We start from the raw sequence: 15,335 nt of genomic DNA on the forward strand, positions 1-15,335 counted from the left end.
CCGGTCAACCGCCCTCGCCCATGAGGTGCGCGGCCAGCGCGCGAAAGGCGGGCATCGACGTCGGCAGGTGGGCGTTGGCCGCCAGCGGGTGCGAGGCGAAGCGCGCCACCACCATCTCGGCCACCGGGTCGATGTGCAGCACCTGCCCGTGGATGCCTTGCGCAGTGAACGTGCCGTGCGCGTCGTGCGCCACCCACCACATGTTGCGGTAGCTCCAGCCGGCCAGCCGCGTGTAGCCCGCGAGCGCGAAGCGCGCCGCATCGGCCCCGCGCCGGATGTCCGCGACCACCGCCTCCGGCACGATCTGCGTGCCGTTGAAGAAGCCGCCCAGGCGCATCGTCTCGCCCAGCCGCGCCAGATCCCGCAGGCCCGTGCACAGGCCGCCGCCCGCGAAATCCGCGCCCTGCCCGTCGACGGCGAAGGCGGCGTCCTGCTCTGCGCCCAGGCGCGACCAGATCAGTTCGCTCAGCACCTGCGCCAGCGGGTGCCCCGCCGCACGGCCGATCAGCCAGCCCAGCACGTCGGTGTTGACGGTGCGGTACGCAAAGGCCCGGCCGTGCGCGCCCTGTCCCCGCACGGTCTGCAGGAACTGCCGGTAGCCCTCGGCACCCGCATAGCCCGCGGGGCGCGGCAGCAGCTCGCCGGCGCGCGCGTGCTTCCACACGCCGGCCTCGGGGTCTGCGTAGTCCTCCGAATAGTCGATGGCGGTCGTCATGTCCATCACCTGCCGCACCGTCGCGCGGCCGAAGGCGCTGGCGCCCAGCTCGGGGATGTAGTGCGTGACGAGCGCGTTCTCGTCCAGCGTGCCGTCGGCCGCGAGCATGGCGCCGAGCGTGCCGACCACCGACTTGGTGACCGACATCGCCATGTGCTGGCCGTGTTCGTCCAGCGCACCGAAGTAGCGCTCGTACACGATGCGCCCGCGGTGCAGCACCACCGCGCCATCGGCGCAGATCGCCTCGAGCGCGCCCGGCCAGTCGGTCGGTGCGCCGTCGCCGAAACGCGCGAAGCGCAGCGCATCGAGCTCCGGCCGCAGCGAGCGCGGCAACACCGACACCGGCCCCGGTCCACGCGGCACGTTGCGCGTGGGCTGCAGCTCGCGCAGGTGCGAAAAGGCCCAGCGGTTCTGCGGCGCCTGGAAGACCGGGCGCTCGCGCGGGCGTTGCACTACAACGCCGGCCATGGGGAATCCGTCGCGCCAGCCGTCGGCCAGCGCGGTGTTGTCGTGGTGTGTCATGAAGTGGTGATGTTCAGTCGCCCAGCACGCCCCGCACGCGGCGTTCGAGCAGGTCGCTGGCGCGGCCCAGGTGCAGCCGCATGTGTTCGGACGCGGCGGCCAGGTCGTTGCGCTCCACCGCGTCCAGGATCTCCAGGTGCTCGTGACACGACTTGTGCAGCAGGTCGATGTTCACGAGCGGGTAGTCCGACAGGTCCGACATGCGGCGCAGCCGGTTCTGCTGGCGCACCGCGTCCAGGATGAAGCGGTTGCCCGAGGCGCTGGCCAGCAGCTCGTGGAACTGTGCATTGGCCTCGAAGAAATCCATCCACGAATAGCGCGAGGCATGCGCCAGCAGTCCCTGCTGGCGTTCCCTGCAGGCCAGCAGCCGCTGCTGGTCGACCTCGAACCCGGGCTCGCGCAGGCCGGCGCATTCGACGATCAGGCGAAACCGGTAGCTCTCGCGCTCGCTCTCGACCGAGTCCAGCGTTTCGGTGAACTCCCAGCGCTGGTAATGGCGCCCGCGCAGCACGCCGTCCTGCAGCAGCGTGGTGAGCACGGTGCGCAGCAAGGGGCGCGGCACGGCGTAGCTCTGCGCCAGTTCCAGCTCGTTGACGCGGGTGGGCAACTTGCCCGCGAGGCGGTCGCGCAGCAGCCGGTAGTAGAGCGTCTTCTCCTCGTCTTCGGGCATCTCGCGCCGCGCGCGGCCCAGCGTCTCGCGGTCGGCGACCAGGGTGTAGCCGCGGTTGGGCACATGGGCCAGCAGGGCGCGTTCATGCAGGAAGCGCAGCGCGGCGCGCACCGGCGTGCGCGAAATGCCGAGCCGGCCCGCCAGGTCGGCCTCGGTCATGTGGCGGCCGTTTTCGTAGCCGCCCGCCAGCGCCTGGTCGAGGATGTAGCGGCTCACGCGCTGGGTGAGCGGCGGGATCGGTCTGTCCATCTGTTCGGCCATCGAAGGGGTCTCCGGAATCGCGGGGGCTGGAGGCCGATCATCGCCGGGTCTTTGTATTTTTGACGGCAAAAAACCATGTACATCTCATGTCAAAAATACAATTTGAGTTTCAAGATCGGCCCCACGACGACCCGAGAGCCGGGTCGCTTCCCAACGGAGAAACCTCGTGGCCCCAGCCGACACCCTGTCTTCGCGCACTGCAGCGACGCACCCGACCGCATCGCCCGCATCCCTCGATGCGTTCTGGATGCCCTTCACCCCCAACCGCAAATTCAAGCAGGCGCCACGCCTGATCGTCGGCAGCGAAGGCCTGTACTACGACCTGGCCGACGGCCGCCGCGTGCTCGACGCCATTGCCGGCCTGTGGTGCGTGAACGCCGGGCACCGCAACCCGCGCATCAGCGCGGCCATGAAGGCGCAGATCGACGTGCTCGACTACGCCTCGAACTTCCAGATCGGCCACCCCGGCGCCTTCGCGCTGGCCGAGCGCCTCGCGCAGATGGCGCCGGCGGGCATGGACCATGTGTTCTTCACCAACTCGGGCTCCGAATCGGTCGACACCGCATTGAAGATTGCCCTGGCCTACCACCGCGCACGCGGCGACGCGGGCCGCTACCGCCTCATCGGCCGCGAGCGGGCGTACCACGGCGTGGGCTTCGGCGGCATCTCGGTGGGCGGCATCGGACGCCAGCGCAGCACCTTCGGGCCGCTGCTCAACGGCGTGGACCACCTGCCGCACACGCTCGACCTGGCGCGCAACGCCTTCTCGCGCGGCGAGCCCGGCCACGGCATCGACAAGGCCGATGCGCTGGAGGCGCTGCTCACGCTGCACGACGCGTCGACCGTGGCCGCCGTCATCGTCGAGCCCGTGGCCGGCTCCACCGGCGTGCTGCCGCCGCCGCGCGGCTACCTGAAGCGCCTGCGCGATATCTGCGACAAGCACGGCGTGCTGTTGATCTTCGACGAGGTCATCACCGGCTTCGGCCGCCTGGGCGCCAACTTCGCGGCCGACCTGTTCGGCGTGACGCCCGACCTCATCACCACCGCCAAGGGCCTGACCAACGGCGCGGTGCCCATGGGCGCGGTGCTGATGCGCGGCGCGGTGCACGATGCGTTCATGCAAGGCAGCGTCAGCGCTGTCGAGCTCTCGCACGGCTACACCTACTCGGGCCACCCGCTGGCCTGCGCGGCCGCCATGGCCACGCTCGACGCATATACCGAGGACGGCCTCATCGCCCAGGCCGGCGCGCTGTCGCCCTACTTCGAGGAATGCCTGCACGCGCTGCGCGGCCTGCCCGGCGTGGCCGACGTGCGCAACGTGGGCCTGCTCGCCGGCGTCGAGCTGCAGACCTGGGCCGCAGGCCCCGGCACCCATGCGCAGGCCGTGGCGCAGCATTGCCTGGACAGCGGCGTGCTGGTGCGCTCGGTGGGCGACACCATCGCGCTGTCGCCGCCCTTCACGCTGGAGCGCAGGCACATCGACCAGATCGTCGACAGCCTGCGCGCCGCCATCGCGCAGACCGCGCAGGCCACGGACACGGCCGCCTGAAACCCCTGAGAGAGCAATCCATGGACATCGAATCCTTCCCCCTCTACGACATCGAAGGCGACGCACTCCAGTGCGGCCGGCAGTACGGCCGCGCCGCCGGTGATCGCATCGACCTGAGCCTGCGCACCTACCGCGCCGCCTTCGAGCGCGTGGGCCTGAGCTGGGACCGCACCCGCGCGCTGGCGCGCCGCTTCATGCCGATGATCGAGGCCTTCGACGCCGGCATGCTGCGCGAAATCGAGGGCGTGGCCGAAGGCGCGGGCGTGCCGGCGGAAGACATCGTGGCGCTCAATGCGCGCAGCGAAATGCTCTACGCCTTCCAGCAGCTCGAAGCCACCGAGCCGCCCGACGGCTGCACCGGCGTGGTGGTCATGCCTTCGGCCTCGCGCGACGGCAAGCTCATCCACGCGCAGAACTGGGACTGGCGCGTCGAAAGCCTGGAGCTCGGCGTGGTGCTGCGCATCCAGCCGGCCAAGGGCCCGTCGATGCTGACCTTCGCCGAGGCGGGTACGCTGGCGCGCGCCGGCCTCAATAGCGCGGGCATCGCCGTCACCGGCAACTTCATCAAGGCCGACGGCGACGGCAGGCAGCAGGGCGTGCCGCTCGCGCTCATTCGCCGCGGCATCCTGCAGTCGGAGCTGTACGCCAACGCGCTGGGCGTGGTGTGCCGCACGGCGCGCTCCATCTCCAACAACATGATCCTCACGCACGCCGAAGGCGAAGCCGTGAGCCTGGAGACCTGCCCCGAGCAGGTGTTCTGGCAGCAGCCCGAGGCCGGCATCCTGGTGCATGCCAACCACTTCAAGACGCCGGCCGCGCTCGCACGCGTGGTCGACCGCAGCCTGGAGACCACGCCCGACTCGCTGTACCGCGACCGCCGCGTGACCGAAGCCCTGCACCTGCAATGCCAACGCGCCGGCGGCCTCACCGAGCAGGACGTGCTCGACGCGCTGCAGGACCGCTTCGGCGCGCCGCGCGCCGTGTGCCGCAGCCCGAGCGCGGGCCCCGGCGGCGCCTCGTCGGCCACCGTGGCGACCATCGTGATGGACCCGGCGGCACGAAAGATGCGCATCGCACCGGCGCCCTTCAGGGCCCACCGCTTCACCGAATATTCCCTCTGACCCGTTTCCGCCCAGCCCACGCCAGGAGTGTTGCCATGAACCTACCCGTGCCCCCCTCTCGCCCACCCTCTGCATGGCGCACCGCGGCCCTGGCGCTGGGCCTGGGCGCCGCCGCTGCAGCCGCTGCCTCGGCATCGGCGCAACCCGCCGCCGGCGCCGGCCAGACGCTGCGCATCCAGATCAACTCCGACATCCGCACCACCGACCCCGGCGGCAACCGCGACGACAACACCGACAACGTGCTGCTGCACGTGGGCGAAGGGCTGGTCGCGCTGCGCGAAGACACCTCCGTGGGCCCGATGCTGGCCAGCAAGATCGACACCTCCGCCGACGGCCTGACCTACACCTTCACCCTGCGCGACGGCGTGAAGTTCCAGAACGGCGCCACGCTCGTGGCCGACGACGTGGTGTGGAACTGGCAGCGCTACCTCAAGCCCACCAGCGGCTGGCGCTGCCTGCCGGAGTTCGACGGCAAGGGCATGACCAAGGTGCTGGCCGTGGAGGCGCCGAACCCGAAGACGGTGGTCTTCAAGCTCGAACGCCCCAGCGCCCTCTTTCTCACCATGATGGCCCGCCCCGACTGCGGCAGCGCGGCCATCGTGCACCGCAGCTCGGTCGGCCCCGACGGCACGTGGAAGGAACCCGTGGGCACCGGCCCCTACAAGCTCAAGGAATGGAAGCGCGGCCAGTACGTCGAGCTCACGCGCTTCGACGGCTACACCTCGCGCGCCGAGCCGCGCGACGGGCTCACGGGGGGCAAGAAGGCCGAAGTCGAGAACCTGCGCTTCGTCGTCATTCCCGACTCGGCCGCCGCCAAGGCCGCGCTCTACAGCGGCGGCATCGACGCCTTCATCAGCCCCAGCCCGTCGGACGTGATCGAGATGCGCAAGCGCACCGACGTGCTGGTCGACACCACGCCGGTCATGACCATGGTCGCGCTGCTGCTTCAGACCAACGACCCGGTGCTGAAGGACGTGCGCGTGCGCCGCGCACTGGCGCTGTCGCTCGACACCCCCGAAATTGCGCGCACCGTGACCGAAGGCCTCTCGGCCGTCAACAACTCGGTGGTGCCTTCGTCCAGCCCCTACTACGACGCGGCGCAGGCCGGCGGCTTCAAGCGCGACCTCGCGGCCGCGAAGAAGCTGCTCGCCGAAGCCGGCTACCGCGGCCAGCCGATCCGCATGATCGCCAACAAGCGCTACGAGGCGCTGTACTCGGCCGCCGTGCTGGTGCAGGCCATGGCATCGGAGGCGGGCATCAACCTCGAGCTCGAGGTGCTCGACTGGGCCACCCAGCTCGACCGCTACACCAAGGGCCAGTACCAGAGCATGGCTTTCATCTACTCCGCGCGCATCGACCCCTCGCTCAACTACGAGATGGTGTCCGGCGACAAGGCCGCACAGCCGCGCAAGGTGTGGGACAGCCCGTATGCGCAGACGCGCCTGACCGAATCGATGGTGTCGCGCGACAAGGCGCGCCGCCAAGCGCTGTTCGACGAGATGCACAAGCAGATGCTGCAGGACGTGCCGATGATCGTGCTGTTCAACGCCAGCGACGCCACCGCCATGCGCAAGAACGTGGTCGGCTTCAAGGGCTGGGCGCCGGCCAAGCCGCGCTTCTGGAACGTGCGGCTGGCAGCGGCCGGTTGATCGAGGGACCGCATCTTCATGCTCGCCTACCTCCTGCGCCGGATCGCGATGACGATCCCGACGCTGCTGCTGGTCTCCATCGCGGTCTTCACCCTGATGCGGCTGATTCCGGGCGACCCGGTGCTGCTCATGCTGGGCGAAGGCGCCGACCCTTCGCAGCTCGCGCTCATGCGCCACCAGATGGGGCTGGACCAGCCCCTGCCCGTGCAGTACTTCGTGTGGCTGCGCCATGCGCTCACCGGCGACCTGGGTGTGTCGACCACCAACGGACTGGCGGTGCTGCCGCTGATCTGGGAGCGCTTTCACGTGAGCGCCGTCATCGTGCTGGTCGCGGTGGCGCTCGCCTCGCTCATCGCCGTGCCCGCCGGCCTCGTCGCCGCCTGGCGCAAGGACCGGCCGACCGACCTGGCCATCATCGGCGCGGCCACGCTGATGCTGTCGGTGCCCAGCTTCTGGCTCGGCCTGCTGCTCCTGATGTTCTTCGGCCAGTACCTGGGCTGGCTGCCGGTGGTGGGCTACGTGCCGCTGTCGGAGAACTTCTCGCAGGGCGTGCTCTACGTGATTCTTCCGATCGTCACGCTGCTGCTGGTGGAGACCGGTGTGCTCACGCGCATGTCGCGCGCCAGCACCATCGAGATCCTGCGGCTCGAATACGTGACGCATGCGCGCGCCAAGGGCGTGCCCGAGTCGCAGGTGCTGCGCCGCCACGTGCTGCCCAACGCCTTCAACCCCACCCTCACCATGATCGGCCTGATCCTGGGCCACCTGCTCAGCGGCATCGCGGTGCTGGAAACGGTGTTCACCCTGCCCGGCCTGGGCCGCCTGATGATCGATTCGATCTTCGCGCGCGACTACCCGGTGCTGCAGGGCTGCCTGCTGTTCACCGCCTGCATCTACGTGGTGATCAACCTGATCGTGGACATGTGCTATCCCCTCTTCGACCCCCGGGTCTCGGTGCAGTGAAGAAGCTCAAGACCCATACCCTCGTCGGCGGCGTGCTCATTGCGGTGCTGCTGGTCCTGGCCGTGCTGGCGGCCGTGTGGACGCCCTACAACCCGCTGGGCATCGACCTGCGTTCCAAGCTGCAGCCGCCTTCCATGGCGCACTGGCTGGGCACCGACGAATTCGGCCGCGACGTGGCCAGCCGCGCCATGCAGGGGGCCGCCACCAGTTGCCTGGTCGCATTGCTCACGGTGACGCTGGCCACCGCCATCGGGCTGGTGGTGGGCGTGGTCGCGGGCTTCGTGCGCGGCTGGACCGACCGCGTGCTCATGGCCTTCAACGACACGCTGCTGGCATTCCCGGGCCTGCTGCTGGCGCTGGGCGTGATGGTGATCGTGGGCGCCAACAAGTGGGGCATCGTGCTGGCGCTGAGCATGGCCTATGCGCCCTCGGTGGTGCGCGTGGTGCGCGGCACCGTGCTGTCGCTGCGCGAGCGCGAATACGTGGAGGCCTCGCGCATGATCGGCAACAGCGAGCTCTACACCATGTGGCGCCACATCCTGCCCAACTGCGTGGCGCCCGTCGCGGTGCTGGCCACCAGCATGTTCGGCTGGGTGCTGCTGTCGGAAAGCGCGCTGAGCTTCCTCGGCCTGGGCGTGCCGCCGCCCGCGCCCACCTGGGGCAACATGCTCGCGAGCGCCCGGCCCTACATGGCCTCGGCCGTGTGGCTGTGCGTGGTGCCGGGCCTGTGCATCGCGCTCACGCTGCTGGGCATCAACCTGTTGGGCGAATCGCTGCGCGACCGGCTCGACCCGCGCACGGAGAAGGCATGAACATTCCATCGAACCCGCCCGTGCTGTCGGTCGAGCACCTGAAGATCGAGCTGCGCCACGGCACCCAGCCGCTGGTGCACGACCTGTCCTTCGACGTGAAGCCCGGCGAGTTCCTTGCCGTGGTCGGCGAATCGGGCAGCGGCAAGACCATGGCCGCGCGCGCCATCCTGCAACTGCTGCCACCGGGCATTGCGCAGACCGGCGGGCGCATCGTGTTCGACGGCGAAGACCTGAGCACACGTGACGTGAAAGCGATGCGCCCCATTCGGGGCCCCGGCATCGGCATGGTGTTCCAGGAGCCGATGGTCTCGCTCAACCCCGTGCACCGCATCGGCGAGCAGATGGCCGAGGGGCTGCGCATGCACACGAAGCTCTCGGCCGCGGAGATTCGCGCGCGCATTCTCGACATGCTGCACCGCGTGCAGATTGCCGACCCCGAGCGCTGCATGCACGCCTACCCGCACGAATTCTCGGGCGGCATGCGCCAGCGCATCATGCTGGCCAGCGTGATGCTGCTGAAGCCGCGCCTGCTGATCGCCGACGAACCGACCACCGCACTCGACACGCTGAGCCAGCGCGAAGTGCTCGACCTGATGGTGGGCCTGGCGCGCGACAACGGCACGGCCGTGCTGCTCATCACGCACAACCTCGGGCTGGTGGGCCGCTATGCGCAGCGCGCCATCGTGCTGGAGAAGGGCCGGCTGGTGGAGACTGGCGACGTGCCCGCCATCCTCGTCGAACCGAAGCAGGCCTACACCCGCAAGCTGGTCGATGCGCTGCCGCGCCGCCAGGCCGCCAAGGCGCAAAGCGCGGTGCAACAGCAGCCGCTGGTGCAGGTGCGCGGCCTGTGCGTGAGCTACCCCGGCGCGCGCGCCGGCCTGTTCAAGCGCGATGCGCCGCAAGGCGTGATCGACACGCTCGACCTCGACATCCACCCCGGCGAGATGGTCGCGCTGGTCGGCGGCAGCGGCTCGGGCAAGACCACGCTGGGCCGCGCCATATTGCGGCTCGCGCCGTCGCAGAGCGGGCAGATCCTGTTCCGCGGCGAGGACGTGCGCACGGCCGACCGCGCCGCGCTGCACCGCTTCCGGCTGGCCTGCCAGCTGGTGTTTCAGGACCCGTTCTCCTCGCTGGACCCGCGCATGCGCGTGCAGGACATCGTGGCCGAGCCGCTGCGCCACCTGCCCTCGCTCGACGCGGCGGCACGTGTGCGGCGCATGCAGGAAACGCTGGACGAAGTGGGTCTGGACGGCCTGGGCGCGCGCTACCCCCACGAACTGTCGGGCGGGCAACGCCAGCGCGTGGCGATTGCGCGTGCGCTGGTGCGCCGGCCTGCCTTCGTGGTGGCCGACGAGCCCGTGTCCGCGCTGGACATGACCATCCAGGCGCAGGTGCTGCGCCTGTTCCAGAGCCTGCAGGCGCACCACGGCTTCGCCTGCCTCTTCATCAGCCACGACCTTGCAGCCGTCGAGCAGATCGCCGACCGCGTGATCGTGATGGAGCGCGGGCGCATCGTGGAACAAGGCCCGCGCGACGCGGTGTTCGACGACCCGCGCCATGCCTACACGCAGGCGCTGCTCGCGGCCACGCCGCGGCCTCTTTCCACCTTGGCCCCCCTTGCCGCCCTGAACATCGCCGGCCCCCCCGTTCCCGAGAAGGCCTTCGCGTGACGTCTACTTCGCCGTACTCCTGGCTCGACCCTTCAGCGCCGCCGCCGCTCGACCCGCAGATCGTCGAGTTCATGCGCCTCATGGCCGCCGAGGGCGGGCGCTACCCGAAGCGCCACACCATTCCCATCGCCGAGGGCCGCGCCAACGCCGAGAAGGTGCGCGCGCCGTGGACGCAAGGCGGCCCGCAGATGGCGCGCACCGTCGAGCACCATGTGCCGACCCGCCATGGCGACGTGCGCATCCGCGTGCACTACCCCGAGGCCCGCACGCTGCAGGGCGCGCTGGTCTACATCCACGGCGGCGGTTTCGTGCTGTTCAGCCTGGACACCCACGACCGCGTGATGCGCGAGTACGCGGGCCGCGCGGGCATCGCGGTCGTCGGCATCGACTACACGCGCGCACCCGAGGCGCAGTTTCCGCAGCCGCACGACGAATGCGTGGACGTGATGCGCTGGCTGCAGGCGAACGCGCGCACGCTCGACATCGACCCCGCGCAGCTCTTCATCGGCGGCGACTCGGCCGGCGCCAACCTGTCGGTCGGCGCCTGCCTGGTGCTGCGCGACAGCGGCGATGCGCTGCCGCTGGGCATGTTGCTGAACTACGGCGCCTACAGCACCGAGCTGTACCGCGAGTCGGCGGTGCGCTACGGCGCGGGCGAGTACGGCCTGTCGCTGCACATGATGGTGTGGTTCTACGGCCTGTACCTGCGCAAGCCCGACGACTTCCGCGACCCGCGGCTTCACATCCTGACGGCCCGGCTCGACGGCCTGCCGCCCGCGTGCATGGTCGTCACCGAGTGCGATCCGCTGTACGACGACAACGTGCTGATGGCACGCGCCCTGCGCGCCGCCGGCGTGGCGGTGACCGACACGCTCTACCCCGGCACCATCCACGGCTTTCTGGAAGCCGTGTCCGTCGCCGACGTGGCCGGCCGCGCCTTCGACGATTCCGTTCGCTGGCTGCGCACGCTGACCCAGGACTGAGCGCGCATGTACACACCCAAGCCCTACGTCGAGGCCGACCTCGCCACACTGCATGCCGGCATGCGCGCATGGAGCTTCGCCACGCTGGTCACCGTCGGCGCGCAAGGCGTCAATGCCACGCACCTGCCCTTTCTGCTCGATGCGCAGGACGACACGGCGGGCGGTGGCCCCGGCCTGCTGACCACGCACCTGTCGAAGAAGAACCCGCAGTACGCCGACCTGTGCGCGGGCGGTGAGGCACTGGCCATCTTCCAGGGCCCGCATGCCTTCGTCACCCCCAGCTGGTACGTGAAGCAGAGCACCTTCCCCACCTGGAACTACACCGCCATCCATGCACGCGGCACGCCCCGCGTGGTCGAGGACCGCCTGGCCGTGCATGCGGTGCTGCGCCGCACGGTGGCGGTGTACGACACACCGCTGGGTGGGGAATGGGACTACGACGCGATGCCCTTCGACTTCGTGGCGCCGCGGCTGGACATGATCGCGGCGGTGGAGATTCCGGTGCGCGTGCTCGAGGGCAAGTACAAGCTCAACCAGGACCGCTCCGAAGAAGACCGCCGGGGCGTCATCGCGGCGCTGGAGCGGCTGGGCGACGCGCAAGGCGTGGCCGTGGCCGGCCTGATGCGCCGGCAGATGGAACAGACCCGGGCGGTGTGAAGCAGCGCGGCACAATCGTCCGCGTGCCTTTTTCCAAACACCTGCCCGCCGGCCTTGCGCCGGCCCTCGCCCTCACGCTTTCCCTCGCCGCGCCGGCGATCCACGCCGCGGAGCCGGTGCTCCTCGTCACTTCGCCCACCGCGCTGCAGGCCGCAGAAAAATCCGGTGCCGGTTTCTCTCACTGGGCCGCTGATGCGCCAGCCTCCGCAGACGGCATCGCGACCAACCAGGCGCTGATGCGCTCACCCGCGTGGCGCTCCATCGCCGAGCCGATCGGCCAGAGCCTCGCGGGCATCCAGCGTCGTGACAGGCAGGCCGGCGTCGGCATCTCGAAATACCCCCACCGCCTGTTCGACGCGCGCTGGCTAGCGAGCCCCGATGCCTGGTTCGAACTGGTCGGCGTGGCCAACCGCATGGACCGCCGGCCCTTCCAGAGCGGCGCATGCGGCGAGACGCGGCTGGTGTACCGGCTGGCCTACCGCACGGCCGCGATGCAGTCTCGCCTGCCGATGACCGTCAACGTGGAGCTGCGCGGCGACGCGCCCGATGCGAGCGGCAGTTGCGCCAGCGCCGCGAAACGCTGGCAGCCACCTGCGGCTTCGATGAGCGACGAGGCGCTGGGCCGCTGGCTCGTGTCGGCAGACGGCCCGCTCGCGCCGCAGCGCCTGGCACCGGCGCGCATCGCGCAGATCACCACCAACCTGCAGAGCGTGCGCTGGCCCTCGGCGGTGCGGCCCGACCTGGGCGGGCATGCCGAGTACATGCTGCGCGCCTTCCGCTGGAATGCGGTTGCCAGGCGCTTCGACGTGGCGCCGCTGGAGAACACGCCCGACGTCGCGAAGCTGAAGGCCGATGCGGCGCTGCGCAAGGAACTGCGGCAGTGGATTGCGCAGCCGGCCAACCTGCGTGCGCTCGACGAAGCCACGCTGCAGATTCCCGAGAAGTTCCTGGCGACAGAAGCCACCTCGGTGGCGCCGCGCGGGCTCGAACGGCTTGCCAACCAACCCTTCGCGCAGGTCTTCTCAGCGGGCGAGTGGCAGGCCGTCGAAGGCAGCCGCACGCTGAAGTCGCCGCAGGCCGTGTTGCGCCGGCTCGACGACCTGAGCTGCGCGGGCTGCCACCAGAGCCGCGCGGTCGCGGGCTTTCATTTGCTGGGCGTGGACCGGCACGGCGCATCGCGCACCTTCACGCCGGGCAATGCGCTCGCCGTGCCGCACTCGCCGCATCTGCAGGACGAGCTGGCGCGCCGCGCCACGTACGTGAAGGCCTCGCTGTCGATGCCTCGGCCCGACCCGTTCCGTCCGCTCGCCGAGCCCGACGAACCTGGCGCGCCGAACGCCGCGCCAGAGAAAGCCACGGTCGGCGCACGCTGCGAGCCCACGCGCATCACACAGTCGGCCAACCCCTGGCTGGACCGCGCGCAGAAGCTGCCGCGCGTCGCCTGCGAAGGCGCGGCCTCGGTGTGCGAGACCACGTCGGTCGGCTTCCCCGGCGGCATGTGCTCCGGCCCCTGCGACCCGAACGACAAGAACGGCACCTGCGGCGGAATCGCCATCCTCAGCGACTTCAACAGCTGCCTCGCCGCGAAGAAGCCCTTCGGCGAATGCCTGGCCAGGCACACGCGGCCCGGCAACCTGCGCAGCTGTTCGGCGCAACAGGCCTGCCGCGACGACTACATCTGCGCGCAGGCCGAGGGCCAGGCCGAGGGGAACGGCGCGTGCATTCCGCCCTACTTCCTGTTCCAGATGCGGGTGGACGGGCACTCTTGATCTTCCGCGGAACACCGCAAGAAGCCCCGTCCCGCATTGCTCCCTCTCCCCTTGGGGAGAGGGCGGGGGTGAGGGCATCGGCTTCAACGCACGAGCCGCGCCTCATCGGCGGCACAGAGCCCTCACCCTAGCCCTCTCCCGCAAGCGGGAGAGGGAAAAAAACACAGACCTCAGACCTCCTCGTACCACCGGTCCTTCGCCAGCATCACCCGGTGGTGCCCGTGCCCCGACGGCATCATCGGAAAGCAGTTCTCCTGCGCCGCCACCTGCACGTCGAGAAAGAACGGACCGTCGCTCGCCAGGCACTCGTCCAGCGCGGCTTGCAGCTCGGCCGGGTCGCTCACCCGCCGCGCACCCCAGCCGAAGGCCTTGGCCAGCGCCACGAAATCGGGCAACGCCTCGTTCCAGCTGTGGCTCAGGCGGTTGCCGTGGTTCAGCTCCTGCCACTGGCGCACCATGCCCATGTAGCCGTTGTTGCACAGCACCAGCTTCACCGCCGCGCGGTGCTGCACGGCCGTCGACAGCTCCTGGATGTTCATGAGCACCGACGCATCGCCGCTCACGCACACCGCCAGCGCCTCCGGGTGACCGATCTGCGCGCCGATGGCGGCCGGCAGGCCGTAGCCCATGGTCCCCGCCCCGCCCGAGGTGAGCCAATGCCGCGGGCTGTCGAAGCGCAGGTACTGCGCGGCCCACATCTGGTGCTGGCCCACGTCGGTCGACACGATCGTGTCGCGCCCGCCCGCCTCGATGGCGCGCTGCAGGGTCGACATCAGCTGCTGCGGAAGGATGGCGTCTTCACGCGGCGCGAAGGCCAGGCAGTCTTCGGCGCGCCAGCGCTCGATGCGCGCCCACCACGGCGCGAGCCGCTCGGGCGCGAAATGCTCGGGCAGCAGCGCCAGCAGGCCGTCGAGCACAGTGCCGCAGTCGCCCACCATCGGCACGTCGACCTGCACCACCTTGTTGATGCTGCCGGGGTCGATGTCGATATGGATCTTGCGGGCGTGCGGGCAGAACTCGTCGAGCTTGCCGGTCACGCGGTCGTCGAAGCGCGCGCCGACGCACACCACCAGGTCGGCCTCGTGCATGGCCAGGTTGGCTTCGAGCATGCCGTGCATGCCCAGCATGCCGATGAACTTAGGGTCGGACGCGGGGAACGCGCCCAGCCCCATCAGCGTGAGCGTGCACGGCGCATGCAGCAGGTTCACCAGCCTGGCAAAGGCCTCGCACGCCGCCGGGCCCGAGTTCACCAGCCCGCCGCCGCCGTAGATCACCGGGCGGCGCGCGGTCGAGAGCAGGTCGGCGGCGCGCTGCATCATGGCCTTGGGCGGCAGCGGCGCGCGGTGGGTGCGCAAGGGGCGCAAGGGCCGCAAGGGCTGGGACGGGGCGGCCTCGGACTGGCGGCCCAAGCGGTCGAGCTGGATGTCCTTCGGCACGTCGAGCAGCACCGGGCCCGGCCGGCCGGTGGTGGCGATCTCCAGCGCGCGGCGCACCAGCGCGGGCACGTCGTCGGCCAAGCGAACCTGCTTGTTCCACTTGGTCACCGAACGCGACATGCCCAGCGCGTCGCTCTCCTGGAAGGCCTGCGTGCCGATGACGGCGGTGGCCACCTGCCCGCTGATGCACAGCACCGGCACCGAGTCGCTCATGGCGTCGAGCAGCCCGGTGATGGTGTTGCCCACGCCCGGCCCCGAGGTGACCAGCACCACGCCCACGCGGCCGCTGCTGCGCGCATAGCCTTCGGCCGCGTGCACCGCCGCCTGCTCGTGGCGCACCAGCACATGGCGCAGCCGCGGCTCGCCATGCAGCGCGTCGTACAGCGGCAGCGCGGCACCGCCGGGGTAGCCGAAGATGGTGTCCACGCCGCACTCGACCAGCGTGTCGAGCAATGCTTCGGCGCCGTTGCGGATACGGGCTGGCGCCTCGGCGTGAAGGGACAGGGTGGGCGTGAGGGGTAGGTCGAGCAGTCGCATGCCGTCAATTCTTCCGGTTTG

The 15,335-nt window shown here is 70.2% G+C and carries 12 protein-coding genes; 9 read left to right on the plus strand and 3 right to left on the minus strand.

What is annotated here, in order from left to right; translation table 11 throughout:
* Positions 1-4: 4 nt before the first annotated feature.
* Together ACSFBM_RS09215 and ACSFBM_RS09220 are read right to left on the minus strand one after the other, a co-directional pair.
* Positions 5-1,183 (minus strand): serine hydrolase domain-containing protein, encoded by a 1,179-nt coding sequence (locus tag ACSFBM_RS09215; RefSeq protein WP_435484783.1) that lies wholly within the window; start codon positions 1,181-1,183, stop codon positions 5-7.
* A gap of 67 nt (positions 1,184-1,250) precedes the next feature.
* On the minus strand, positions 1,251-2,168 hold the full coding sequence (locus ACSFBM_RS09220; protein ID WP_435484071.1) for a GntR family transcriptional regulator: 918 nt from the start codon (positions 2,166-2,168) through the stop codon (positions 1,251-1,253).
* Between the two features lie 166 nt (positions 2,169-2,334).
* Between ACSFBM_RS09220 and aptA the strand changes: the two genes are divergently transcribed.
* The 9 genes from aptA to ACSFBM_RS09265 are packed head-to-tail and all read left to right on the plus strand — an operon-like array spanning position 2,335 to position 13,341.
* Positions 2,335-3,717 carry an omega-aminotransferase AptA gene (gene aptA / locus ACSFBM_RS09225; protein WP_475544734.1) on the plus strand — a complete coding sequence of 461 codons (1,383 nt, stop codon included), beginning with the start codon at positions 2,335-2,337 and terminating at the stop codon, positions 3,715-3,717.
* Between the two features lie 20 nt (positions 3,718-3,737).
* A complete protein-coding gene (locus ACSFBM_RS09230) occupies positions 3,738-4,838 on the plus strand; it encodes a C45 family autoproteolytic acyltransferase/hydrolase (protein ID WP_435484072.1) in 1,101 nt (366 codons plus the stop codon).
* Between the two features lie 35 nt (positions 4,839-4,873).
* Entirely contained in the window at positions 4,874-6,487 is a 1,614-nt protein-coding gene (locus ACSFBM_RS09235; protein ID WP_435484073.1) for an ABC transporter substrate-binding protein, read from the plus strand.
* Between the two features lie 18 nt (positions 6,488-6,505).
* A complete protein-coding gene (locus ACSFBM_RS09240) occupies positions 6,506-7,450 on the plus strand; it encodes an ABC transporter permease (RefSeq protein WP_435484074.1) in 945 nt (314 codons plus the stop codon).
* Positions 7,447-8,262 carry an ABC transporter permease gene (locus ACSFBM_RS09245; RefSeq protein WP_435484075.1) on the plus strand — a complete coding sequence of 272 codons (816 nt, stop codon included), beginning with the start codon at positions 7,447-7,449 and terminating at the stop codon, positions 8,260-8,262. The genes ACSFBM_RS09240 and ACSFBM_RS09245 overlap by 4 nt, the downstream gene beginning before the upstream one ends.
* A complete protein-coding gene (locus ACSFBM_RS09250) occupies positions 8,259-9,932 on the plus strand; it encodes an ABC transporter ATP-binding protein (RefSeq protein WP_435484076.1) in 1,674 nt (557 codons plus the stop codon). The genes ACSFBM_RS09245 and ACSFBM_RS09250 overlap by 4 nt, the downstream gene beginning before the upstream one ends.
* Positions 9,929-10,915, plus strand: coding sequence for an alpha/beta hydrolase fold domain-containing protein (locus tag ACSFBM_RS09255; protein ID WP_435484077.1), 987 nt, complete (start codon positions 9,929-9,931; stop codon positions 10,913-10,915). The genes ACSFBM_RS09250 and ACSFBM_RS09255 overlap by 4 nt, the downstream gene beginning before the upstream one ends.
* A 6-nt stretch (positions 10,916-10,921) precedes the next feature.
* A complete protein-coding gene (locus tag ACSFBM_RS09260) occupies positions 10,922-11,572 on the plus strand; it encodes an FMN-binding negative transcriptional regulator (RefSeq protein WP_435484078.1) in 651 nt (216 codons plus the stop codon).
* Between the two features lie 23 nt (positions 11,573-11,595).
* Positions 11,596-13,341 carry a hypothetical protein gene (locus tag ACSFBM_RS09265; protein ID WP_435484079.1) on the plus strand — a complete coding sequence of 582 codons (1,746 nt, stop codon included), beginning with the start codon at positions 11,596-11,598 and terminating at the stop codon, positions 13,339-13,341.
* Between the two features lie 170 nt (positions 13,342-13,511).
* Here ACSFBM_RS09265 and ilvB read toward each other — a convergent pair whose 3' ends face one another.
* Positions 13,512-15,314: a biosynthetic-type acetolactate synthase large subunit gene (gene ilvB, locus ACSFBM_RS09270; RefSeq protein ID WP_435484080.1), complete on the minus strand. Its 1,803-nt coding sequence runs from the start codon at positions 15,312-15,314 to the stop codon at positions 13,512-13,514.
* Positions 15,315-15,335: the final 21 nt, after the last annotated feature.

Source organism: Variovorax pasteuri, assembly GCF_051216435.1.
Classification (GTDB): Bacteria; Pseudomonadota; Gammaproteobacteria; order Burkholderiales; family Burkholderiaceae_C; genus Variovorax.